At 43.9% G+C, this 24,357-nt stretch carries 22 protein-coding genes and 1 riboswitch; of the genes, 14 read left to right on the forward strand and 8 right to left on the reverse strand.

Annotation, left to right across the window (positions count from 1 at the left end; all coding sequences use genetic code 11):
- Positions 1-139: 139 nt before the first annotated feature.
- The 3 genes from M1L62_RS23235 to M1L62_RS23245 form a co-directional block, all read right to left on the reverse strand.
- Positions 140-589 carry a VOC family protein gene (locus M1L62_RS23235; protein ID WP_254562032.1) on the reverse strand — a complete coding sequence of 150 codons (450 nt, stop codon included), beginning with the start codon at positions 587-589 and terminating at the stop codon, positions 140-142.
- A 158-nt stretch (positions 590-747) separates the two neighbouring features.
- Positions 748-1,770 (reverse strand): alkaline phosphatase D family protein, encoded by a 1,023-nt coding sequence (locus M1L62_RS23240; protein WP_254562033.1) that lies wholly within the window; start codon positions 1,768-1,770, stop codon positions 748-750.
- A gap of 110 nt (positions 1,771-1,880) precedes the next feature.
- Entirely contained in the window at positions 1,881-2,945 is a 1,065-nt protein-coding gene (locus M1L62_RS23245) for a hypothetical protein (protein WP_254562034.1), read from the reverse strand.
- 289 nt (positions 2,946-3,234) lie between these two features.
- On the opposite strand from M1L62_RS23245, the gene M1L62_RS23250 reads away from it, so the two are divergent.
- The 5 genes from M1L62_RS23250 (at position 3,235) to M1L62_RS23270 (ending at position 7,521) form a co-directional block, all read left to right on the forward strand.
- Positions 3,235-3,753: a GFO_1088 family ECF-type sigma factor gene (locus M1L62_RS23250; RefSeq protein WP_254562035.1), complete on the forward strand. Its 519-nt coding sequence runs from the start codon at positions 3,235-3,237 to the stop codon at positions 3,751-3,753.
- Positions 3,737-4,525 carry a HEAT repeat domain-containing protein gene (locus M1L62_RS23255; protein WP_254562036.1) on the forward strand — a complete coding sequence of 263 codons (789 nt, stop codon included), beginning with the start codon at positions 3,737-3,739 and terminating at the stop codon, positions 4,523-4,525. Before M1L62_RS23250 ends, M1L62_RS23255 begins: the two co-directional genes overlap by 17 nt.
- A 108-nt stretch (positions 4,526-4,633) precedes the next feature.
- Positions 4,634-5,416, forward strand: a complete 783-nt coding sequence (locus M1L62_RS23260) for a DUF4097 family beta strand repeat-containing protein (protein ID WP_254562037.1) — start codon at positions 4,634-4,636, stop codon at positions 5,414-5,416.
- Between the two features lie 27 nt (positions 5,417-5,443).
- A complete protein-coding gene (locus M1L62_RS23265; RefSeq protein ID WP_254562038.1) occupies positions 5,444-6,142 on the forward strand; it encodes a DUF4097 family beta strand repeat-containing protein in 699 nt (232 codons plus the stop codon).
- Positions 6,143-6,264: 122 nt separating this feature from the next.
- Entirely contained in the window at positions 6,265-7,521 is a 1,257-nt protein-coding gene (locus M1L62_RS23270; RefSeq protein ID WP_254562039.1) for a YihY/virulence factor BrkB family protein, read from the forward strand.
- Positions 7,522-7,632: 111 nt separating this feature from the next.
- Here M1L62_RS23270 and M1L62_RS23275 read toward each other — a convergent pair whose 3' ends face one another.
- On the reverse strand, positions 7,633-8,118 hold the full coding sequence (locus M1L62_RS23275) for an ankyrin repeat domain-containing protein (protein WP_254562040.1): 486 nt from the start codon (positions 8,116-8,118) through the stop codon (positions 7,633-7,635).
- A 148-nt stretch (positions 8,119-8,266) separates the two neighbouring features.
- On the opposite strand from M1L62_RS23275, the gene M1L62_RS23280 reads away from it, so the two are divergent.
- The 8 genes from M1L62_RS23280 to M1L62_RS23315 all read left to right on the forward strand — a co-directional run bounded on the left by M1L62_RS23280 (position 8,267) and on the right by M1L62_RS23315 (position 15,518).
- Positions 8,267-8,719 (forward strand): NUDIX hydrolase, encoded by a 453-nt coding sequence (locus M1L62_RS23280; protein ID WP_254562041.1) that lies wholly within the window; start codon positions 8,267-8,269, stop codon positions 8,717-8,719.
- Positions 8,720-8,915: 196 nt separating this feature from the next.
- Positions 8,916-9,770 (forward strand): KPN_02809 family neutral zinc metallopeptidase, encoded by an 855-nt coding sequence (gene ypfJ, locus M1L62_RS23285; RefSeq protein ID WP_254562042.1) that lies wholly within the window; start codon positions 8,916-8,918, stop codon positions 9,768-9,770.
- A 446-nt stretch (positions 9,771-10,216) separates the two neighbouring features.
- On the forward strand, positions 10,217-10,729 hold the full coding sequence (locus M1L62_RS23290; RefSeq protein ID WP_254562043.1) for a (2Fe-2S)-binding protein: 513 nt from the start codon (positions 10,217-10,219) through the stop codon (positions 10,727-10,729).
- Positions 10,726-11,745, forward strand: coding sequence for an FAD binding domain-containing protein (locus M1L62_RS23295; RefSeq protein ID WP_254562044.1), 1,020 nt, complete (start codon positions 10,726-10,728; stop codon positions 11,743-11,745). The genes M1L62_RS23290 and M1L62_RS23295 overlap by 4 nt, the downstream gene beginning before the upstream one ends.
- A 12-nt stretch (positions 11,746-11,757) precedes the next feature.
- Positions 11,758-13,995, forward strand: coding sequence for a xanthine dehydrogenase family protein molybdopterin-binding subunit (locus M1L62_RS23300; protein ID WP_254562045.1), 2,238 nt, complete (start codon positions 11,758-11,760; stop codon positions 13,993-13,995).
- Between the two features lie 123 nt (positions 13,996-14,118).
- Positions 14,119-14,343, forward strand: a complete 225-nt coding sequence (locus M1L62_RS23305; RefSeq protein WP_254562046.1) for a DUF2798 domain-containing protein — start codon at positions 14,119-14,121, stop codon at positions 14,341-14,343.
- Positions 14,333-14,923, forward strand: coding sequence for a Crp/Fnr family transcriptional regulator (locus M1L62_RS23310; RefSeq protein WP_254562047.1), 591 nt, complete (start codon positions 14,333-14,335; stop codon positions 14,921-14,923). The genes M1L62_RS23305 and M1L62_RS23310 overlap by 11 nt, the downstream gene beginning before the upstream one ends.
- Positions 14,924-14,951: 28 nt before the next feature.
- On the forward strand, positions 14,952-15,518 hold the full coding sequence (locus tag M1L62_RS23315; RefSeq protein ID WP_254562048.1) for a 2'-5' RNA ligase family protein: 567 nt from the start codon (positions 14,952-14,954) through the stop codon (positions 15,516-15,518).
- A 10-nt stretch (positions 15,519-15,528) separates the two neighbouring features.
- Here the strand turns inward: M1L62_RS23315 and M1L62_RS23320 are convergent, their stop codons facing one another.
- The 3 genes from M1L62_RS23320 to M1L62_RS23330 form a co-directional block, all read right to left on the reverse strand.
- Entirely contained in the window at positions 15,529-17,385 is a 1,857-nt protein-coding gene (locus M1L62_RS23320; protein WP_254562049.1) for a right-handed parallel beta-helix repeat-containing protein, read from the reverse strand.
- Between the two features lie 138 nt (positions 17,386-17,523).
- Positions 17,524-18,330, reverse strand: coding sequence for a DUF4397 domain-containing protein (locus M1L62_RS23325; RefSeq protein WP_254562050.1), 807 nt, complete (start codon positions 18,328-18,330; stop codon positions 17,524-17,526).
- 23 nt (positions 18,331-18,353) lie between these two features.
- Positions 18,354-21,107, reverse strand: a complete 2,754-nt coding sequence (locus M1L62_RS23330) for a TonB-dependent receptor (RefSeq protein WP_254562051.1) — start codon at positions 21,105-21,107, stop codon at positions 18,354-18,356.
- 528 nt (positions 21,108-21,635) lie between these two features.
- Positions 21,636-21,735, reverse strand: a riboswitch (SAM riboswitch).
- A 183-nt stretch (positions 21,736-21,918) separates the two neighbouring features.
- Here M1L62_RS23330 and M1L62_RS23335 point away from each other — a divergent pair.
- Positions 21,919-22,821, forward strand: coding sequence for an Rpn family recombination-promoting nuclease/putative transposase (locus M1L62_RS23335; protein WP_254562052.1), 903 nt, complete (start codon positions 21,919-21,921; stop codon positions 22,819-22,821).
- A 59-nt stretch (positions 22,822-22,880) separates the two neighbouring features.
- Here the strand turns inward: M1L62_RS23335 and M1L62_RS23340 are convergent, their stop codons facing one another.
- On the reverse strand, positions 22,881-24,194 hold the full coding sequence (locus M1L62_RS23340) for a hypothetical protein (protein ID WP_254562053.1): 1,314 nt from the start codon (positions 24,192-24,194) through the stop codon (positions 22,881-22,883).
- Positions 24,195-24,357 lie beyond the last annotated feature (163 nt).

A 24,357-nucleotide genomic window follows, 5' to 3' on the forward strand; every position in this document is an offset into this window, starting at 1 on the left:
ATGCAAATAATTTCAATATGAGAAAATACACACAGGAAAGGAAATTTTCGGAGCAAATACCTACCGGAAATTGTTCAAGGTTTAAAACAAAAAACGGGCTTACGATATCGTAAGCCCGTTTTTTGTTTTAAACCTTTATTTATTTTGCACGCTGGTTTAGCTCAATCAGATAACCGTCAGGGTCGGCGAAATAAATCTGTGTGACGTTATCGAAACGGACCTGTTTGTGAAATTCGATTTTTTGCGAAGTCAGGAATTTCTCAGCCTGATCTATTGAATCCACAAAAATTGAAAAATGACTTCCGTTTTTATCGTTAACCACCGGTGTCGTTCTTCCGGCGAGCAGGTGGATCATCTGGCCATTTCCGATATCAAACCATCCGCGGATGGCCTTCAAATTGTCAGGAACAGTAACCGGGGTCAGTCCGATAATGTCTTTATAAAATGTTTTGCTGGCCTCAATGTCCTTCACCTGAAGTGCAAGATGGTTCCAGGTCACATTTCCAAGTTTTTGCGTGGAAACTTGCGCTGAGGCATCAGCAGTGTGGAGTAATTGGGCTAGTAATAATAAAAAAAATATTCTTTTCATCAGCGAAAAAAGTTAGTGGATTATTGCCTCATCAAAGGTAGGGTAGGAATAGTAATATTTTTATCAAAAATTTAAATTTAGCTCAGGAAAAGCTGGCTATGGCAGTCTGGCTAATTTTAAATCCGGTTTAGTGATGAGGCCTTTCTGAAATGTACAGATCAGAACTTAACTTCCTGCGTCAGGTATGTTGCATTTTCGTCTCCATTGATTTTAACCGTAGCAGAAAGCGGCTTTTTGTCCCAGTTAATGGTGATCAGTCCATAGTTTAGTTTTGTGATGATCTCACCCACACGGTGTTTGTTTGGCTCTTCATGCGGTTTGGAAACATGGGTTAATCCACTGCTGGTGATGTCGAAAAGATCATAATTTAATCCTGGTAAAGTCACCTTAGAGGCTTCCGCCATGTGACGGTCGCCGCTGATCAGTATGGCACCTTTTGGTTTTGTTTTGCTCAGTAAGTCCAGAAACCGCTGACGTGAGGCCGGGAAGTTGCCCCATTTTTCATAAGGATGTTCTTCAGGCAAAAACTGAACCCCGCAGCCGATTATGTGAACATCAGCATCGGATCCTGCCAGTTCGGCTTCAAGCCATTTCCATTGCGCTTCCCCCAGCATATCCGCCGACGGATCCGGCACATTATCCTTCCCATTTTTCTTCAAAGGATCTCTGAAATAACGCCCGTCGAGTAAAAGAACTTTCACGCGCTGACCTTTGCGGCCGTAAACATGAGAGGAATAACCACCTTCCCGTGTGCGCTGGGGGCTGTCTGCCGCCACATCCATGAAATCAAGCATCAGCTGCTGGCTTTCTTTTTTGCGGGGATATTCCTTGCCACCATCATTAACCCCATAATCGTGATCATCCCACACACCGATAACCGAAGTTGATTTCCGCAATTGCTGATAAACCGGATTGGATTTTTGCTTGTCATACTTGGCTTTCAGCGTATCCATGTTTTCCGAATCGCCATAGATATTGTCGCCCAGCCAGATCCAGATTTCCGGTTTTTGGGCCAGAATATCATCCCACAAAGGCTGGGGGCGTTTTTGATCGCTGCACGATCCGAATGCGATGGTCGTTACCGTTTTGGCCTGGTTAGCAGCAGTGGTATTGGTTTTTGAAGTATGACAGCCGGCCAAAGCCAAAGTGCCGATAATGCCCAGTGTAAAAAGTTTTTTCATGAGGTGATTGCGTGATTAACCCCACAAAAGTAGAAAATGGAACCGCTCTTTAACCAAGTTTACAATTTGTTCATATTGGCCGCTGGTTTACAGAAATAGTGATTTTTATATCACAGACAACCAACATAACTCATCGTTTGGGTGCCCTTGCTGGTTTTGTAGATATTGCCTTTTTCATCGAAATACTTTCCGGTTATTCTTAACGCGGAGTAGTGACCAGAAGCGTTAAAATCATATTCAAAAGTTGTTTCCATAGCCTTTCTGAAACCTGAATTCTTGTCCTTTGTAAAAGATTCGGTTTTCGAAATAAGGTTAGCATTACTGCCTATGATCGAAGGGATTATCGGATGTCCTTTAAATTGAAAGACGGCCTTGTTTTGCATATTTGTACTGCCATACGAATAAGTTACGTAGGACGATAGCGTGGAATTGATGTAGAACTCGGCCTTGGTCAAATTGCCCCGGCTGTCATAGATGTTTCGGCTTTCTGTTTTTATACCTGAAAAAATGGAAGTTACGATGCTTTGAAAGCCCTGAGCATTTAGGGTAATCTTTTGCGGATAGACCGGGTTAGACTCTTCGTGAGAAGTAAGGATTCCATTGGTAAAAATGCTGGTGATCTTATTGTTTGGTGTCGTGCTGGTCTTTTTGATAAGTTGACCTTTTGAAGAATATTCCAGCGTTTGTGTCGAAGTGCCGGTAGTATCTGCGCCGGTAAAGGATTTTGAAGTGTTCCCTGTCAGTTTTTGGTTTTGATACTGATAAGCATTTTTTGAGCCGGTTTTTGTGGTGATCAGTTGCCCGTTTTGAAGCATACTTTCTTCGAGATTTACAATATTACCGGTTAAAAAATCGTCCGTGTTATATTGATAATCATTTCGGTAAGCTCTTGTGGAAACTAATGTGTCATTTTCCCAGCGTTCTGAAGCCTGATCCGTCGAGATCAGTTTTAATTTATCGTCGTACTCGTGTTTCAGTCTTTCCTTAGTACGGACTATAATGTTACCCGACTCGTCTGTTTCGCTATTTTCAAAGGTAATTGCTGAAAGTTTGCAGCCCATTTGGCTTTCGGGTTCAGGACTGTCATTTTCCTTTTGGCTGGAACAGTTGAATAAAACAATGGAAAGAAACAGCAGCAATAAGCGGCTGTTTTGAAGGGAACGTTGCGTTTTCAAGATTTTAAAATTTTATGGCTATCCGAGTTACAGGCTATTTTCGTTGTCAATGGATTACTGATTGACATCAATTCGAGAATTGTACCTAATACAAAAGTATGGAAAATATAGGAAGTAACCGATGCATTATTTACTTCGGTCGGTATTTTGATTTTTATTTACATGTATAAAAATATTTAATGCATAATTGTTTGTTAGTTAACGGGTTAGTTTTTTATTTGACTGTTTTTTGAATTATTTTTCCGTGTGACTGTAACAATTTTTCGCCTCAGTCGTCTCTGTCATTGAAATGGATTTACAAGCTTTCAAACAACATATTCTCCCTGTACAGGCACGCCTTTTCCGGCTCGCACAGATGTTTCTGCGCAACCGCGAAGAAGCGGAAGATGCCACGCAGAATGTGTTGCTGAGGCTTTGGACAAACCGGCAGAAACTGGGAACTTATCATAGCGTTGAGGCGCTGGCAGTTCAGATGACGAAAAATGAATGTCTGGACAGGATCAAGTCGCATAGCAGGCAAAAAACGACTTATGACGCAGACATTACGATGATCAATGCGGATGAAGTTTCGCCCTACGTTCAGGTTGAATTGACCGACAGCGTGTCGCTCGTGCGCCGGCTGATGAATGAGTTACCCGATCAGCAGAAGCTGATTTTGCATTTACGGGATGTGGAAGAATATTCCTTCGAGGAAATAGAGCAGGTAACCGGACTGAGCAGTGCGAATATCCGGGTGATCCTGTCCCGAGCGAGGCAGAAGTTGAGGGAGAATTATTTAAAGAACAATGATTATGAAGGCGAATATTGAAGAATTGCTGAGAAAATATTACGAGGGGGAAACAACCGTGGAAGAGGAAAAACAGCTGAGGGCGTTTTTTCAGAACCGGGATATTCCCGTGCATCTGGAAAGTCATGCGGCGCAATTCCGCTATTTTGCAGAGGAACGAAACCGATTTCCGTCGGTAGCATTTAATGACAGGCTGGCAGGAGAACTGAATAAACGGGATACTCAAAAAGTCGTTAAGTTAAACAGCTGGATATTCCGGATTGCCGCAGGTTTTGCACTGTTGGTAATCGGATTTTCTGCGGGTACTTTCTATAAAAATGACAACAAAGCTGACGAATTTACAACACTAACGGCTGGCGATGACGAAATGCCGGTGAGCGCGATGCGAAAAGTGTTGGCTTTTGAACAGATACCGCAAACCTCAGCCAGTGAGCGGATTCAGGCGGTTAACCAGAGTTATGAACTTTCTCAGGTTGACCGGGACGTTACGGCATTGCTGGCCAATGTGCTTAATTTTGATGTTAATGTCAATGTCCGGCTGGCTGCTTTACAGGCCTTACTGCGTTTTGAAAATGAACCCGGCGTACACCAGACCTTGATACAGTCGTTGTCGATTCAAACGGATCCTAATATACAGATCCGACTTATTGAAGCACTCGTGGCTTTGAAGGAAAAAAGAGCTGTGGAGCCTATGCAGCAATTGGCGAGAAATCAGGAAGTGATTGAGATAGTCCGCTTGAAGGCCCGGGAGGGGCTTAACACGCTGGTTGAGCAGGAAAAGTCACAGTCCTGACACCATTTATTTATTGGAAATCCATAAATCCCGAAAAGGGAGAACGGGATTACTATGTTCGAAAATTATCAAACAAGTTTCTTTTATATCAATTTAAAACCCAAACAAATGAAAAAACTGATGTTGTTAAGTTTTGGCGTCATATGGTTTACAACCTGCACGCAAGCTCAGGAATACAAGGTTAAACTGGCCAATGCGAAAGATCGCAAGGTTACTTTTGAAATCAATGCTGCCGATCTGAAAATTGAAGGCACGAATGGCGATGAGCTCATTATCCAGGGCAGTTCCGATGCAGAACCGGTTCCCGACAGAGCCAAAGGCTTGAAGGCTGTTTATTACGATGTTGTTGACAATACGGGTATAGGTCTGGCCGTGACGAAGGATGAAAATGGATTTAAAATAGAAAAGGCAGTCCGCAAGTCGATTAAATATACGGTTCGGTTGCCGAGAAAAGTGGCGGTAAAATTTCAGCAAACCAACTGGCAGGGCGGCTCCCAGATTTCCATCAGTAACATGGACGGTGATCTCGAAATAACCTCATTAAATGCCGATGTCGATTTGATTAATGTGACAGGGCCGGTAGTTGCCAACAGCACGAGTGGTACGATCAAAGTGGTTTACACGAATTTTAATCAGGAAAAACCGTCGAGTATTTCCAATATCAGCGGTGCCGTGGATATCGCTTTGCCAGCTTCTGCCAAGTCAGATCTGAACATGCACTCGATCAATGGTGAAATTTACACAGACTTTGATCTGGGGAAAAAACCAACGAAAGACGTGTTGACGAAAGCCGGTTTTGGTAACAATATCAAGGCTGAGATCAATGGCGGCGGCGTGGGAATTAACCTGAACACGATCAGTGGCAATATCTATGTCCGCAAACAAAAATAATCCGTACTTCCTCAAACCTTTGCAGCCATGAAAAATATCATCCTTTTAGTATTGTTGTCCTTTCTTTCATTCCGTCTTTTCGCTCAGAAAGTTATCGACAAAAAACTTCCTTATTCGGAAGGTCAGCTGGTTAATCTCAACCTGAGGTTCGGCGACAGCATCCAGGTCCGTTACTGGGATAAAGACGAGGTTTCTGTGAAAATTGAAGTAACGATTAATTCAGGCAGGCTTAATGATGCCCTGCTCGTCACATACGGAAGAACCAAGGAAGAAACCAGTCTCAAAACGGATTTTGACCAGAATATGCTTTATGAAGGGAAAGCAGAAGACTGTCCGGGGAATAAAAACCACTCGTTCAGTGAGCACGATGGCAAGCGTTATTACGTGTGCAGTAAGATCAACTATCAGATTTATCTGCCCCGCCAGGCGAAATTAAAGCTGGAAACGATCAATGGAAATATTGATATCGAGGGCGCATCAACGGCTGTTTTTGCCAAAACAATAAGCGGATTTGTTGACATGACCTGGCCAAAAGCCAAAGGTGCAAATCTGGCTATGAAAACGGTAACCGGCGAAGTATACACCGATTTTAACATTGATTTCAAGACTAAAAAACAGAAAAATCCGATCGTAGGTTATCCGTTGGACGGAGTTTTGAACGGTGGCGGCCCGGAAATCCGGCTTGAATCTGTGAGCAATAACGTATACCTGCGCAAGAAAGGCTGATCCGCTGGTACGATATTTCATCTTATCGATACCCAATTCAGCTTATTGACAAGGAGTTGCTTATGGCATGAATATTTATTTAGAGTAAACAATGAAATAGCGTTTACTTAAATAAAGAGGATATGCAACGGGTTAAATTTTTCTTCTCTCTTGTCAAAGAAAGTTTCAATGCATTTATGGAGGACAACGCGCTGAAACTTAGCGCGGCCCTGTCATACTACACCGTTTTTTCTTTGGCGCCGATGCTGCTCGTGATCATTTCGATGGTCAGCATTTTCCTGGGGAAAGAAGTTTTTCAGGGAGAACTTTTCAGTCAGATCGCCGGGCTGGTTGGAAAACAGGCTGCGGTGCAGCTTCAGGAAATAATCAAGAATGCAGAAATTTCAAATAAGTCGGTCACAGCGGCTACGGTTGGGATTGTGACGCTGTTGATAGGTGCCACAGGGGTTTTTGCAGAAATCCAGGATTCTATCAATTACATCTGGTCCATCAAATCCAAACCCAAAAAGAGTTGGCTGCAATATCTTAAAAACAGGCTTTTGTCTTTTTCGATCATCATTGCACTGGGGTTTTTGCTGATGGTATCGTTGGGCGTAAATGCGCTGGTAGACGTGCTCAGCGGCAGGTTGGAACGTTATTTCTCAGAAGTTTCAGTTATCATTTTCTCCGGATTGAACATCGTTTTGGTCGTAGCCATTATCACAGCATTGTTTACGATTATTTTCAAGGTACTGCCGGACGGGCATTTGCGCTGGAAGGAATGTTTTATCGGGGCCGTATTTACCGCAGTTTTATTTCTAATCGGGAAATTTGCGATCAGTTTTTATCTCGGCAAATCGGATCTTGGCGCTACTTACGGAACTTCGGCGTCCATTGTGATTCTGCTAACCTGGATATATTATTCCTCGATTATTCTTTATTTCGGGGCGGAATTTACCAAGATTTATGCCAAGTCCGACGGAGTAGGTATTACTCCGAATGATCATGCTGTTTTGGTGGAGAGAAAGGAAGCGGAGACAACTTTGTCAGTTGCACTGGAAAAAGAAAAGGCGGAGGATAAGGGACATCATTTGATCGCTTCGGTGAGTAAGTTTGTTGAAGATAAATTTACATTGTTAAGAAACGAAATTGAAGCGGTCATTGCGAAACTGCTGACACCGGCTGTCTATTACGTTCTTCTTGGAATTGTCGTTTTTGCTATCATCATCACCCTCGTCCTGCTTTCCGGGTATTTTTTGAACCTTTGGCTGCAAAGCGATTATCTGGGATATGTTGTGTTACTGGGTTTTTTCCTGGTGATGATATCCGTAAGTGTGCTTTACCAAGGGAAGTTCAGAGAAATGATCCGGCAGATGCTGATGCCCAAAGAAAAAGGCTAATTTCAAATTTGTCAATACGTATAGCGTTTGGAGTGATCTTTTTGGAATAACTCATTAAGGGGCTCTGGTAAATCCTGAGCCCCTTAACGGGTTTAATAAATTATTGGCAGGTTATACGGTTGCCTGCTGTTCCAGGATCATTATCGCCTCTTCATTCCCTTGCTGTGCGGCAAGATCAAAAACCGACATCCCCCTGTTGTCGACAAGGTGTTTGTCTGCTCCGGCGTTGAGCAATAATTTCACCAGTTCATTCCGGCCAAACATCGCTGCAAACATCAAAGCGGTTCCACCATTGCCATGCTGTATATTCAGGTCAGCTCCGTTGCGGATCAGGAGTGCTGCGATATCAGCATACCCTTTGAACGACACGCCCATTAACGCTGTGTTGCCCCCCAGATCCTGCGCATTTACATCTGCGTTTGCTTTCAAAAGCTGTTCCGCCGCTTCATAGTGGTTATTGTAACAAGCTATGATAAGCGGTGTATATCCCTTTTCATCCTGACAATTCACATCCGTGTTTTGTGAAATTAATTCCTGTATTACCCCGGCGTTTCCTACGCGGGCAGCCTGAATGATCACTTTGTCTAAGTATTCCATAACCGGTATGATGAAGTTCGTGGTGAAAGTAACTTTATTGTTGTCAAATATTAAAGCTGAACTTATCCATCCGGTTAAAAAACTGTTCCAGTTTCCGTGAAAAATCTTTGCGGAAGGTTATATTCGTTCTGTTTTTAACCAAAGAGTTATGGCAAAACAAAGCGCAGGTATTCTCTTATTCCGGAAACGTACGGGTACGGAAGTTTTTTTAATTCATCCGGGCGGGCCATTTTTTGCAAAAAAGGATCTGGGAAGCTGGTCTGTTCCCAAGGGTGAATATTCAGAAGAAGACCCTTTGATGGCAGCGAAAAGAGAATTTCGGGAAGAAACAGGATTTGATATTTTGGGTAATTTTGTGCCACTTTTACCAATAAAGCAAAAGGGCGGTAAGGTTGTTGTGGCGTGGGCTGTGGAAGGAGATATTGATGCGGAGGCGGTTGTCAGCAATACATTTGAAATAATTTGGCCACCACATTCTGGTAAAATACAAACTTTCCCGGAGGTGGATAAAGCGGGCTGGTTTTCGATGGATTTAGCAAGAGAAAAAATTAATCAGGCACAGATTTCATTTCTGGATCAACTGGAAGTATTGCTGGCATGATAATTCTTTCGATATTTTAGGGCAGGTGATTTTTTGTAGAAATAAGTTTTTACAGTACATAATCATCTGTTAAAGGACACGGTGCATGTGCGTTTTTTTACTCATTTTAAACGGACCATTGTATTGATATGATTAAGTATGGTACTTTTGTTTTCGCTATACAAAACTAAAAACAACACTTAAAAAATTAAGTAATATGCGTTGGCAAGATTTACGAAGAAGTGGAAATGTGGAAGATCGTCGCGGGATGTCTGGCGGCGGTAAAGTAGCCATTGGCGGTATCGGTTTTATCATTGTGCTGGCAATAGGCTTACTGACAGGACAGGACCCGTCCGAAATTCTGTCCAATTTGCAGCAGACGCAGGGAACCGAACAAGTTGGAGACCGTCCGCCGGGTCCGCGTCCGGATGACAAAACTGCCGATTTTGTAACGGCTGTTCTGGGTAGTACGGAAGATGTCTGGAAACAGATTTATGAAGAAAACGGTAGTCAGTATGAATTACCGACCTTGCAGATTTTTGAAAATTCTACCCAAGGCGGCTGTGGAGGCGCATCTGCTGCGATGGGACCTTTTTACTGTCCAGCTGATCAGAAGGTATACATCGATCTTTCTTTCTGTGACGAACTGAGAGAAAAGTATAACGCCCCCGGTGATTTCGCTGTGGCCTATGTTGTGGCGCACGAGGTAGGGCATCACGTACAGAATCTCATGGGGATTACGGATAAACTTCAGGAGGCGCGCGGCCGAATGAGCGAAGCCGAATACAACAAGTTATCGGTTAAACTCGAACTTCAGGCGGATTTTCTGGCTGGTGTGTGGGCTAATCGCGCAGAAAAGATGGCTGCAAACGGTATCCTTGACCCTGGCGATCTGGAAGCTGCCCTGACGGCGGCCAACGCGATCGGGGACGACAAGCTGCAAAAACAATCGCAGGGATACGTTGTTCCTGATGCATTTACACACGGTTCTTCCAAGCAGCGTATGTATTGGTTTAAGAAAGGGTTTGATACCGGAGATTTGAATCAGGGGAAATATAATGACATACAATAACGCTTCGGTTTCCTACTGAAATAGTAAACATAATTGTTAAACAGGAGATTGCATCGGTGCGGTCTCCTGTTTTTGGTTAGAGAATCATCTATTTTTCAACGACTGTAACCTGGTGAATCTTAGCATTATGCATTTGAAAGGAATCGTAAAAAACCATTTATTTGATGACGGATTAAGGCTCGCCATGACTTAACCTACCCGGGATGACTTCCCTTGAAGATCGCTATGGAATTGATTTTGGAACAAAATAGTATGTCTGTCAATTATTTAATTTAAATTCCAAAACAGAAAGTCCGACGGCTGGTGAAAGGTTCTGATATTCATTTTGGAATGCCCCGGCTTTAACTGAAATTCCGTAAAAAAGAGACCGTTTTATTGGCACAGTTCTTTATACTTTCAGAATTTACCAGACACCTTATTTCTACATTCTTCATCAGATACGCGCCATGCAGACAGTTTCAACGGGCTTAAAGCCAGATGTTCACCTGACAAATTCACGGATTATCTCGCTTCATGTTAACGGCGTTCCCAGAATCGCGGATGTGGCACCCTGGGTTAGTTTACTGGATGCACTCCGGGACCACCTTGATTTGACAGGAACAAAAAAGGGCTGCGATCACGGACAATGCGGGGCATGCACGGTATTGTGTGACGGGAAACGGATTCTGAGTTGTCTGACGCTGGCGGTAATGAAGGAAGGAGCAGAAATTACGACCATTGAAGGGATCGCGCAGGATGATGTTCTGCATCCATTGCAGAAGGCGTTTATTGAAAACGATGCGTTTCAGTGTGGCTATTGTACGCCGGGGCAGATATGCAGTGCGATCGGTATGCTTAGCGAAGGGAAAGCCAATTCCCGGGCCGAAGTGAAAGAACTGATGAGTGGGAATTTGTGCCGCTGTGGGGCCAATACCAATATTATCGACGCGATCATGGAAGTTAAAAATGCGCGCTTATGAATAATTTTAACTATACCCGGGCAGGAAATATCCAGGAAGCCATGTCGTTGGTAAGCCAAAATTCTGATGCCGGATTTCTGGCAGGAGGCACCAATATGGTTGATTTGCTTAAATACAATCTCGTCCACCCTGAATTGTTGGTGGACATAAATCATATTCCGGAGCATCGTGGCATTCTGGAAACGGAGGACGGGGGAGTACAGCTTGGCGCTTTTGCGACGAACGCGGAAACGGCCTATCATCCACTCATTGAAACCCGGTACCCGTTGTTGTCCAGGGCTATTCTGGCCGGGGCGTCAGCTCAAATCAGAAATATGGCGACCAACGGAGGTAATTTGTTGCAGCGCACGAGATGTTATTATTTTTATGATCCGAACACGCCTTGTAACAAACGAAAGCCAGGCAGCGGCTGCTCAGCGATTGGCGGATACAACAGGATCATGGCTATTTTGGGAGCGAGCGAGGACTGCATCGCTGTTTTTCCTTCGGATATGTGTGTGGCACTTTCTGCTTTGGATGCTGTTGTCCGGATTGACGGGGTGGATGGAACCCGTAGTTTACCTTTTGCAGAATTCCATCGCCTGCCAGGTAATAACCCGGAACGGGATAACAATTTGCAACCAGGTGAAATCATTACCAGTATAGACTTACCTGAAAAAGGATTTGAGAAAAATTATTCCTATTTGAAATTGCGGGACAGGAGTTCTTATGCTTTTGCACTGGTCTCAGTCGCTACCGGACTTGATTTGGAAGGTGATGTGATAAAAGAAGCAAGAATTGCGCTGGGTGGTGTCGCCCATAAACCCTGGCGGATCAAAGATGCCGAAGATTTTCTGGCCGGAAAATCTCCCTCCGCCGAAAACTTTGCCGCAGCAGCCAAGATAATTCTAAATGGAGCTGTGGGTTACGGGCATAACAATTTCAAAATCGATCTGGCAAAAAGAGCCGTTGTACGAAATTGCCTGATGGCACTGAATCCCGAATCGCAACAACCTGGTGCACATCCTTCGATCTAAAAACAGAACATTATGTCTCATAAACTATTGACGGGCCAGCCGGTGAGCCGTATCGAGGGGCAGCAAAAAGTGACCGGTGCAGCGCGTTATGCCGGTGATTATCACGTGCCTGAACTGCTGTATGGTTATGTGGTGAACAGTACCATTACCAAAGGGAAAATACTTGAAATTGATACCGAACAAATAAAGGCAATAAAGGGTGTGATTGAAGTTTTTACGCATAAAAACAGGCCGTCGCTGGCTTGGTTTGACTTGCAGTACGCCGATATGGATGCACCGCCCGGCTCGCCATTCCGGCCTTTGCAAAATGCTGATATCAAATACAATGGACAACCCATTGCCCTGGTGGTTGCGGAAACTTTTGAGATCGCACGATATGCTGCTTCGATCATGGCGGTAAGATATGAAGAACAGCATTTTTTTACAGATCTTGAAAGTAATAAAGGTAAAGCGCGCGATCCTAAAAAAGGACTTGCAACTTTTTTGAAACCGTTGCCAGCGAAACCCAAGGGCGATTTCGGGAAGGCATTTCATAACGCAGCAGCACAAGTATCTGCGGAGTTTATTCATGCCGCAGAACATCACAATCCCATCGAATTGTTCGCCACAACCACTGTTTATGAGGAGGATGGTAAATTAACCATTTATGATAAAACCCAGGGAACGATTAATTGCCAGTTGTATGTCGGGAATGTTTTCGGGCTGCATTATAAAAATGTACGGGTTATTTCTCCATACGTTGGTGGCGCATTCGGATCGGGTTTGAGGCCACAATATCAGTTGTTTATGTCGGTTATGGCGGCGTTGCAGTTAAAGCGGTCCGTGCGAGTGACGCTCGACAGGCAGCAAATGTTCACCTTCGGGCATCGTCCTCCAACGATTCAACAAACACGTTTTGCTGCGGATAGTCAGGGGAAAGTCACTGCGCTAGGGCATGAGGCCGTTGCGGAAACATCACAGCATGAGGATTATACAGAGGTTGTAGTCAACTGGTCGAATATGTTGTACCCGGCGCCGCACACTTCGTTTGACTATAAACTGGTTCCGCTGGATGTTTTCAGTCCGTTGGATATGCGGGCACCTGGCGGCGTTACTGGTATGCACGCCATCGAGAGCAGTATGGACCAATTAGCTTATCAACTTAAAATAGATCCGCTGGCACTGAGGCTCATCAATTATACTGATTTTGACGTGACGGCAGACCGGCCTTATTCCAGCAAGGAGTTGCGGGAATGTTATGTGCAGGGCGCTGAAAAATTTGGCTGGTCAAAACGAACCCCAGAACCCCGGAGTATGCGCCGGGGGCATAAGCTGGTGGGTTATGGCATGGCCACCGGAATATGGGAAGCCATGCAGGTACTTGCCCGTGTTGAGGCTGTCATGACCGCCGAGGGAAAACTGGAAGTAAGCAGTGCTATTACCGACATCGGCACCGGAACACTCACCGTGATGACGCAGATTGCGGCGGATGAACTGGGTTTGGCGCTCGAAGACGTAACGTTTTGTTATGGTGAGAGTCAAATGCCTTTTGCACCTGTTCAGGGCGGATCCTTTACTGTTTCAACGGTTGGGGCGGCAGTGAAAGCTGCGGGGAAAGCTTTGCGGAAAAAGTTATTGAAAAAAGCCGGAAACATGCCCGGGTCTCCGTTGAAGAGTGTGTCGGAAAAGGAAGTGGTATTTGAACGGGGTGGTATCATATTAAAGAGCAATCAGAATGTTATTGTTTATTTTAAGGATATCGTCGCTGCTGAAAAAAAGAAGGTGATCAAAACGACAAACACGGGTGTTCCGAATGTTTTTAAACTGAAAAATTACACCCGCGCCGCACACAGCGCCGCTTTTGTAGAAGTGGAAGTGGACGAAGAACTGGGCACGATACAGGTTACCCGGGCGATTACCGCTGTTGCCGCCGGGAATATCATTAACCCCAAAACAGCCCGAAGTCAGATTTTGGGCGGGATGGTATGGGGAATCAGCAAAGCACTTTTTGAAGAAACGATCAGTGATCATCGGTTCGGGAAATATATGAATCAGAACCTGGCTGAATATCACATTCCGGTACATGCCGATATTCATGAACTGGATGTGATTTTCGTAGAGGAAAAAGACGACATTGTGAACGAGCTGGGCAGCAAGGGGATTGGGGAAATAGGGTTGGTAGCAATGCCTCCTGCTATTGCCAACGCCATTTATCATGCTACGGGAAAACGTTTCAACCAGTTGCCGATTCATTTTGATCAGTTACTTTAAACATAAAGCGGGGATTTTTTAACAATTTCTTTTTCAATTTTTGCATTTTTTGACCTGAGTCAATGTTTTCGCAATTTTGCGGGCTGACCTTTGCCGGATCATTAAACAATATTAAATCAAAAAATGAAACAGAAATATTTTAAGTACATCAACACACTTTTCGTTGTAATTCCTATGACGCTGATTATGGCTTTTGTTGGTCTGGTGAGAAACTATGGCTTTGGCGAGGACTGGTTTTCGAAATTTTTGAAAGCATGGAGCGTGATGCTTCCGGTTGCCTATGGTGCGGCATTTATCATTATCCCAAGGGCTAGGAAATTTGCCGAAAAGGTTACGAATGCAGAATGATTTGAAGCCTATGCATGAACAACTTGCTTTGTATATCCGGCAAAGAATAGTCGTTAATGACGATGAACTGCAAACAATTTTATCGTATTTTATTCCCCTGAAATCGGTTAAAAACGAATTTTTGGTTTCCCAGGGACAAGCCAGCCAGCGAATGTTTTTCGTTGGCAAAGGCTGTTTAAGGATATTTTTTATCAATGGAGAAGGGCAGGAGGCGACGAGATATCTGGCATTTGAGAATAGTTTTGCAACCGCCATGGTGAGTTTTATCACGGATGAGCCGTCGCTGGAATTCATACAGGCTGTGCAGCCGACAGAATCGTTGTACATCAGTCAAAAAGATTTCAGAAATTTATTGGAGGTTATCCCGTCCTGGGAAAAATTTTACCGGAGTTATCTTGAAAATGCCTACGTTAATAATACCAACCGTTTGATGTCGTTCATTACCATGAGCGCGACCGAAAGATATTGTCACTTACTGGATCAAAATCCGATGGTTGTGCAACGTTTATCCAACAAAATTGTGGCATCTTATCTGAATATTTCGCAGGAAACATTGAGCCGGTTAAAGTCAAAGATTTAGTCAGTACGGACCTACATTTCAGCAATTCATGGAAGATCAGAATTTGTATTTTATCGCGATTGTGCTCCCTGAGGAGCTGGCGAAGCAGGTGGTTGAGGTGCAGCGGGACATTGCTGACCGGTTCCAAAGCCGGAAGGCGTTAAAGGTTATGCCCCATATCACGTTAAAAGCACCGTTCCAGCTTCTCGCAGCGGATCATGATAATCTGGTAGAATGGTTTTCAAACCTGACGATAAAAATATCTTCTTTTGACATCGATTTAAGGGGTTTCGACTCATTCCGAAATCCTAAGCATCCGGTTATTTACATCAAACCTGTGCCCAATCCGGACCTGATGGATTTGCAAAAGGCACTGATCCGGCAATTTTACACGGCATTCAATAACTCGATAGCCAGTGGTACCGAGGCCAGTTTTAAACCCCACGTAACGGTCGCCTACCGTGATCTCTTACCGGAAGCCTTTAACAGTGCCTGGCCTGAATTTATGACGAAACCGTTTTCAGGATCTTTTTCTGTGAGTGGTTTTCAATTGTTGCAGCATGACAGAAAGAAGTGGAATGTGATAACTACGTATGATTTGATAAAAACTGGATAGAAAACCATCCTTATTCAATCATCAGACTACTATTTTTATCCAGCTTTACATCACTTTTTCGCATGTTGTTCAGTTTGATATTTTTCCCTAATACATCACCTTCCAGTCTTACATTGCTGATCACGACCTCGGAGCAGGCATTCAGGTCAAACATTTTTTTTCCGGTAGACTGAGGTTTCAAGTCATTCGTTCTGATCACTGTATTATTGCTGAAAATCAAACCCTTTGTGCTTTTTGCAAAAAGAATCGGATAGTCAAAGGTTTTGAAGATGTTATTCTCAATTTTGATATTAAAGTGAACGGGTGTTTTGATGTCCGCTATTTTGTTGGACGGATTAATGGCGATAATGGCATTTTCGGGACCGCCCTGATATGCACAATCGACAAACGTGTTGTTACGAATCGTGACATCACGCACGGGACCGGATTCAAACCAGCCTTCGGCGTCGGCTTCTATGAGTATGGCGCTCATGCCGGTTTTGTAGAACGTGTTGTTTTCAATAATCGCTTTCCGCGGCGTTGTCAGTAGAATTCCTCTCGTATTGGTCCGGGTAAAATGGGAGCCCTTGATCAATACTTCGGGTGTCCAGGTCATGTTTTCGACGCAGTCGTTGGGTTCAAGATTTTGCGGCACCGCCTCTTCAAAAGTCAGTTCAATTTCTCGGTCGCTGGTTCTGTTGACCGCCTTAACCTTACCTTTTGCAAACCGCTGCATGGAAGACGAGTGTACAAAGGCAACTTCATCACCCGCGAAAAAAGCGTTGAAACCATAACTCTGGCCGTGCATGAACCGTACTTTCAGCTTGTTGTTTTCGAGTTTTTCAGCAATACGGAGATTGGTGCCATGCACGTTGATAGGGTCATCATGTGCACCGGAAAACTTACAATCTTCAACAGTAATTTGCCCACGACAACCTGAAAAGTGCATGAAATCGGCTGAGGATGCAATGATACGTTTTGTTTCCTTACGGGGCGCACAGGTAACTCTTCGCATCGTGATATTTTCAGTGTACTGGCTGACAATCCCCAGTCCGTGCATGTAGTGCATGCCCACGTCCTGCAATGTGACATTTTTACTTTCAAGAATAAACATACCGACCTGATCGCGGATGATATCCCGCACCGTCAGGATGTTGCCGGAAATAGGTTTGAAACCGGGTGGTGTTTCAAAATTTACAAGGCCAGGACGGATTTCGGTGGCTTTGCTGTTGTTAAATGTTTTCCAGTCCGCATAGCGCATCGTTTTGACTGTTGTATCAAATTCTACCGCATGAAAATGATTTGTTTTCCAGCCCTCGCCATGCCATACAAGCTGTCCGTCCTCAATAGAATATTTTGCATCCGGGTGAATTTCAAGATCGACACCTCCCTCAGTCACGTTTGTATAACGCATTTCCGACATCGTTGGGCGCTCAAAATCGATATGGATGTTTTGGAAAAATACATTTTCACAACGATCAAAAAGAACGGTTGTCATTTTACCATGAAAAATAAAAAGAGACCCATTGCCCTCAATCGTCAGATTTTTCATGTTTTTGAACAACATGCCGATGGTCTTGACTTTTAAGGAATCTTCCTGTTCCGTGGATGTATTGGAGACAAAATACTTTGCCCTTATCGCGCCGTCCGGCCAAAAATCATAACGGCCCTTTGGGAAAACAAGTTTTGAGATATTATTCTTTCCGATATGTTCAATGATTTTTTGAACCCGCGGCGTAACGTTTTCATAACTGTCGGGCTTTATTCCAAAATCGGAAACAGACTGGCAGTCTGCATGAGATGTTGTGAGGCAATAGATTACGATGAGGAGTAAAATTCGGGAAAGAAAACCGGTAAAAGGCATAGGGTTGGCTGTAAAATAATTCAAACGATACTATGTTACAGAAGGAGTTGAAAGCGGATTTTTACCGTAAATGTTGCATAAGTCTTGTAGAAATGCTGAATTGAAAACAAAAAATCCCCGCCGTTAAAGTTAACAGCGGAGATTGATACCCTGATCACCATTTTATCTGGCCGGGTGTTCCAGTACTTTCACGCCGAATGACGGAGAGCCGGTCGCGAGCCCGTTGGTAAAAACGGTATAAATTTTACCCGCTTCCAATGTTACAGAAGAAGTTGAACCGGTAGTGTTGCCGTTGGTAGCGTCCGTAAAATTTAAGTCGTATTTACCAGGATTCACCGACTGGAACGGTCCCAATGACCACACATTTAGACTTTCGCCGGCAAGTGATGAATTTGCCGCGCGGCCATAACCCACGTTATTGAAAAGCGGCGTTTTACCGTTTAATACATTTATTGTTCCTGTACCCGGAGAGAGATTGAGAAATCTTAGTTTTGCTTTTCCTGACTCAGGCGTTTTCAGATCGTCGTAAAAAAGAATGAGCGAATCTGCTTTGTTGCTGGCCGTTCTGGCAGCTACGACGGTATGGTAATAAGTCGCAATTGGCCCGTTGGGTCTGCCCGTTGCAGTAAACGTGGCACTGTTTCCGAACTGATAGGATGCCTTGTAACTCGTGTTGGTGCCTTCCGTGAAGTTAATCTGCACGTTCCCGAAAACGGTTGGATAGTAGGCAGATGCATCATTGATCGCTACCGGAGTTGGTGTTATTTTATCCGTGAAAGTCCAGAAATTCAGGCCTGTGTTAATCGGACGGGCATTGACAAAACTGATGTAAGCGCTCAGGGGAGGGCGATCTGCCGCATTGACGTCCAGATAATCTGTATCCTTGCAGCCCGACAATCCGGCCAGCGTCACAATGCCAAAGGTCAGTTTGCCCAATGATTTTATCGAAAATATATGTTGAAGTTTCATCTTGATCGGATTTGGTTTTGAGATTAAAGTCTGGCCGTAATTCTTACGAAAGGCTGGATGCCTGCGCTTCCGTTTTGCAAGCCGATGATCGAAGGATTATTCAAGGCAGATAGTTTAGGATCGGAATAGTCGCCAAGTTCGTTGAACAGATTGTTTACGCCAATCGTAGCATGGATGATTTTTGAGAATGCATAGGCAACGGACGCGTCCACAACCCAGATCGGTTTCAGTTTCTGATAGAAATAATCAGGCTGTGGGAATGTTGCGTTCAGTGCAGAAGCATTGGTAACCGATCCAAAGTAAATAGCGCGGGCCATGTAAGTCAGCTTACCAACCTTGTAAGTTCCCTGAAGATTGATTTTAGTACCAGGAATATGAGACGTTACCCTCGCTTTTTCGCCGTCGTTGAAGATGATGTAACGATAAGCTTCCAGTCCTTTTGGCGTGTTCACTTTTGTCACCTCGTTTTTTACAAAATTTGCTCCAAAAAGAAGGTTAAGTGTTCCGCGGCGGAATGGTGTGCGGTAGCTTCCCGTTAATTCAAGCCCCTTTGTTCTTGTACTGAAAGAATTATAAAAGAACTTGGCCTGCGTTGTACCGGTTTGCACAAACAACGATCTCACTTCCTGCGGCAGGTTAACATCCGTTGCTGAGAAATTTCCTGTGTTTCCAACCCGGTTGTTGACATCAACCAGATAAGCATCCGCTGTCAATTCGAAATTTTTGAAAGGCTGTGATGTAAATCCGAAAGTATAACCTTTTGATTTTTCAGGTGTTAAAGTCGGGATACCCAAAGCTCTCGTTGCAGCACTCTGATTGGAAGCCGTAACCTGGTCAATCGCGCGGCCCTGCTGGAAACTTGTAGAAGTTTCCGTGTAATAAAACTGGGCTAAATCCGGCGCCCGGAAGCCTGTGTTATGGGATCCGCGAATACCCAGCCAGTTTGAAAAACTGTATTTTGTCGCCACCTTATATGTGGTCACGTTACCAATCTGTGAGAAGTTTTCCAGACGTAAGGCTCCGGAAACAAGCCAGTTGGTGGTAATGTTCGCTTCTACGTCCGCATAACCAGCCAAAATCGAGCGGTTGACATTGACCTGGTTTTCCGGACGGAAACCAGCGTGAATCTGTGAGCCGGGAGATAGTCCGTTTAATCCGATGCTGCCTTCTTTGGTATTGTAAATGATGCCGGCTGCGGTGGTGTCCAGTCCGTAAACCGTTCTTAAATCACCCTTGGAATAGGAAGCCTCTTCGCCAGCAATGATCTGATAGGTTTCAACCCGGTATTGCGCCCCGAATGCTATGTTGACACCTTTCAGTGCTTTGTCAAAATACCTGCTGATGTCGATGCTTCCGGTATTCTGGCTTGCGTTATAACTTCCGGCGTCAAAAGTTGTCGGTGTTTTTAATCCCAAACTTGCGTTTAAAGAATTGGTGATCACGTTGCCAAAACTGTTTTTTCCATAAACATTTGAAATATCTACGTCCCAGTTATGGATTTTTCCTTTGATCCCCACCGCCAGTGATTTGTCACTGATAATGTTTTCCATGGCCGGCAAAAATCCGTCAGGATATAGGAATGCATTGTTGCGTTCAGTCCAGCCTGGTAAGCGGTAAACCGCTGTGAACTGCGAATTACGATGACTGATGCCTCCGAAAGCATAAACTTCTGCATTTTGTTTCAAAGGAATTGCAGCGTTGAAAAACAACAGTGCATCTTTGGCCTTATTGGAGCCTCCGCCACGGCGATCGAAATAATGACGGTCGATACCACGTTCTTTCAAAATGGCTTCATCAATTTCTTTGGTGTAAATCGCATCATAATTTCTTGTGTTGGCACCACCACCGTAAACCGGCCCGAGGTATAGTGCGGCGTCATCTTTACCGGGTAAAAGTGAGATCGCCTGTGTCGCGAACTCTGCGGTGGTATTCAGATAACCGCCTGTTTTTCCCAGAGCAAAACCGTAATTGGCATTGGTCCGGGTGGTCGTTCCATCACCGCGGCGACGGGTACTGGCGGTTGAACTCAATGTTAGCTGGTCTGTGCTTTTGCTTAGAACGATGTTAATAACACCCGCAATGGCATCTGAGCCATATTGTGCGGCTGCGCCGTCACGCAGGATTTCTACGCGTTCAATGGAGGCCGTCGGAATGGAATTCAGGTCATAACCTGTGGCACCGTTCCCTAATCCACCCCAGTTAATATTGGAGCTTTTATGGCGACGCTTGCCATTTACCAGTACCAAAACCTGATCAACTCCCAGACCGCGAAGCTGCGATAAGTTTAGGGCTGAACCTGCATCACCGGCGTTACTGCCATTCACGGAGTGAAAAGATGGTGAAACATATTGAAGTAGCTGTGTGATGCTTACCTGTGGAGCGGATTCAAGAAGGGGTTTAAGGTCAATCACGTCCACCGGAACGGGAGAGTCTAACTTGGTACGATTGGCGTTACGGGAACCTACGACCTGAACCTCGCCTAAAGTGTGCGTGCTGGGTTCCAATACCACCTTGTATTCGTTGGAGGAACCAATCGCAACTTCTTTTGCCGTAAAACCGATGAAGGAGAAAACGAGTGTTGTTCCTTTTACAAGGTTAAGACTGAACCGGCCATCGGCGTCGGTTATCGTCCCTTGTTTGGTGTGTTTGATGGATACATTTACGCCGGGGAGTGCTGATCCGTCTTCCGAAATGGTTACGACGCCGCTGAGCGTTCGCTGCTGTGCAATGGATTTCAGGGAGACAAGAAGGAATAGTAATAGGATATATTTTTTCATTCAAAGATCTGGTTGAAGTGTTTTTAGTTGCCGGGATAAACCCTTCAAATTAAAAACGGCTGAGTATTAATTTTTTAATAAGCCCCTTGGGGTGAGTAGAGCTAAGTGCTTTTGAGTTTTTTTAATTAACCATTAACCATTAACCATTAACCATTAACCATTAACCATTAACCATTAACCATTAACCATTAACCCTGATCCGGCGATGAAAAGATCGGATGATTGCCTTTAAAAAGATGTCGGAGAGCCTGCAGTCCCGGCATTACTTCTGTACAACTGATATTCGTGAGAATACTTCCTTTCTTTTATCGCCGAATCAGGATATTGGGTTCTGTTGTTTGATAGAATATTAATTCTATCAATTTAGTATACTAATAATTTAAATTTTTAAACCGCTAGTATACCGATCCCGTTTCTGACAAAGACGATGGTTAACTACGCCATTTATCTCCCGGACAACATCTGCGATTGTTTACTTTTCCGCACAAAGCGGCGTTTGCTGAAAAACAGTTTTGTGACATAGCTGTAAATTTATAGTTCCTAAATTTTAGGCAGGTTAGCACTTATTCCACCCTGGAAAGTTGCTAAGAGTTCAATGAGCCTGTCTCTCCCTCTTTCTTTATAAATCCACATTTACTTTGCAGGTAGTAATTGTAAGACGATGCAAAGGTAAGCGCAAGATTTCCGGTTTGTCAAAAATACGGATAACTATTTCGGAGAAAATCGGGAACAATGCCACCAACCCATGGTGACTTTATTGGCCTTTGGGAGTCTTTAAACAGGCAGCAACAGATTATAAATTTGACGTTCCATGGGAAGAATACAATCACCGCATGACACCTTTTTTCGTGGTATTTTAGCTGATAAAGAGGTTGCCAGAGATTATTTTAAGGCTTACCTTCCGACGTTCGTAACAGAAAAGCTAGACTTTGATACGCTGGTTCAGACTGGAGAAAGTTATATTTCAAAACATCTGAAAGAGTCCTTTTCGGACGTGGTCTTTACCTGTAAATTAAAAGAGGGAGAACGACAGGTAAAGGTCTCGCTGCTTATTGAACACAAAAGTTATATCGATAAATATACCCCGATACAGCTCGGAAGTTATATTTTTTCTGGTTTACAAAAGCAGCTTGATAACCGTGAGAAGTTATCAATTATCATTCCAATATTGTTTTATCACGGCGAGCAGCGCTGGGAATACAAGGATTTATCCGGTTTGTTTAACAATCCCGATCCTGATCAATATGTTCCAAATTTTTCGTATGTTTATAATAACCTTTGGGAGATGTCCGATGAGCAGCTGGAAGCATTGTCCAACCAGTTTCTTACGGCTTCCTTGTTAACCTTAAAGCATTTTAAACAGAATACCTGGCTGGAAGAAAATGCAACGAAAATATTCATCAAAACGCGGGACGTTCCAGAAAATTTGTTGGAGCTATTGATCGTTTATTTTTTACAGATTAATAAATCGGACGAACCAAAATTTATTGAGATATTTGAGTCAATTCCGGAAGCTTTAAAAGATAAGATTATGAGCACATATGATATGTTGATTGAAAAGGGTGAAAAGAGAGGTTTTGAGAAAGGCTTTGAAAAGGCCCAGGCTGAATATGTAAAAAATATGCTCTTGAAAGGATTTACTGAGGAAGTAATTTGTGACACACTCGGAGTGACTTCTGAGTGTGTGAAAACCATTGCTCTGACATTGAAATAGGCTCCAAACGCTGCGCATAACATGCAGCCTTTGGAACCTATTATTATAGAAAACTTCTATTAATATTTCCGTTTTTCTTCCAGCGGGTATTTCTTTTCTATTTTCTTCAAAACGACATAAATCGAATCTTTACGCTCATTGATTCCTGATAACACAAACTGCTTGTCGTCAGGATGTTCGTAGTGCAAAATTAACTTGCTTGCCGTATCGGCCCGGTTGCTGAGCGTAAAGATCTTATTGATCGTATCGGCCTTATAACCATAATAATATCGCCCGATGTTACCATAGTATTCAGTCGTTCGAATGGAATTTTTGGTGTTAAGTTTGAACGGTTTGTCGATTTTTACACTGATGCTGTTGAATTTTTCAAACACCACATTTTGCCAGCGTGTGGTATCTCCGGGAGTACTCGGAATGGTCTGGTTATTGACCTTAAATTCTGATACGCTGAACAGTCCGTTGGTTCCGGAGAGACCACTGTCCAGCGGAAGCTTGAATGATTTTCCACTCGCATAAAGATTGCCGTAGCCAAAGCCACGATAAACGATAAACAAGGCAATAAAGCTGCCTTTCAATACAAGTCGCGCCGTATTTTTCCACTGTTCAGGGAAAACAATTTTGGGAATGTAGGTCAATGCAACCGCCTTGTGTTCGATCAGTATTTCCCAGAATCTTCTGCCATCTCGTACCAAAAGCAGCAGTGAAAGGCTCAGGATATGCAGGCTGGTGAGCTCCACACCGGCATCATAACCAATGTTTACAAACCAGATCGGCAACAAAATAGAAACCATCATAATGGCTCCAAGCGTGGTTGTTCTTCTGAAAATGATTAGCAGGGTGGCGATCAGTTCAAATACGCCGGCAAAAACTTCGAAAAAGGGAGAAACGCCGGTGGTAAGCCAGTACAGTTTACCAGGCGTGAAATCACCCAGATTCGTGTTTAACTGGCTGATCGTCGGAAAGGGCATCTGAACGGGAAACACCTTCGCCCAGGCAAACCAGGACATCCGCAGCGCAATGCCGTATCGCGCCGCGACGTAAAACCAGTAGTACAGGCTTTCAAAATTTTTTCGGTTTTTGTCAACAATATTCCAGATAAAACCGGCCGCAAAACACACAAGTACCGTGAGAAACCAGCCCGTATAATTCTTGCCTTCCTGACTGGCGAAAAACCAGGGCTTGTTTTGAGAAATAACATCAAGCCAGCGAAATGCGTAGGAATTCACATTAAATCCTGCATTGAAATCCTGTAAATAAAACTCGGGGGTGAATGGAATGGTGCTTATGACGGCATAAATAAGTGCGGTTCTGACGGCAATTTTTTCATAGATCTTCCAGCCGGAAGACGGAGTGGGTATTTCTGTAACGGACATAATTTTGGTAAGTGAAGTTTCGAATAGCTGCAAAAGTAGGAGGGCTAAAACTTCCCTGCAATAGATTTGGTGGTACGAAACCGGATTTATTCTATTAAGTCTATAAAATTAATAGACAATTTGTTTGTAACCTTGTTCCCACGCTTTATATTTGCCAAACGTT

It is taken from the genome of Dyadobacter diqingensis, assembly GCF_024220585.1.
Lineage (GTDB): Bacteria > Bacteroidota > Bacteroidia > Cytophagales > Spirosomataceae > Dyadobacter > Dyadobacter diqingensis.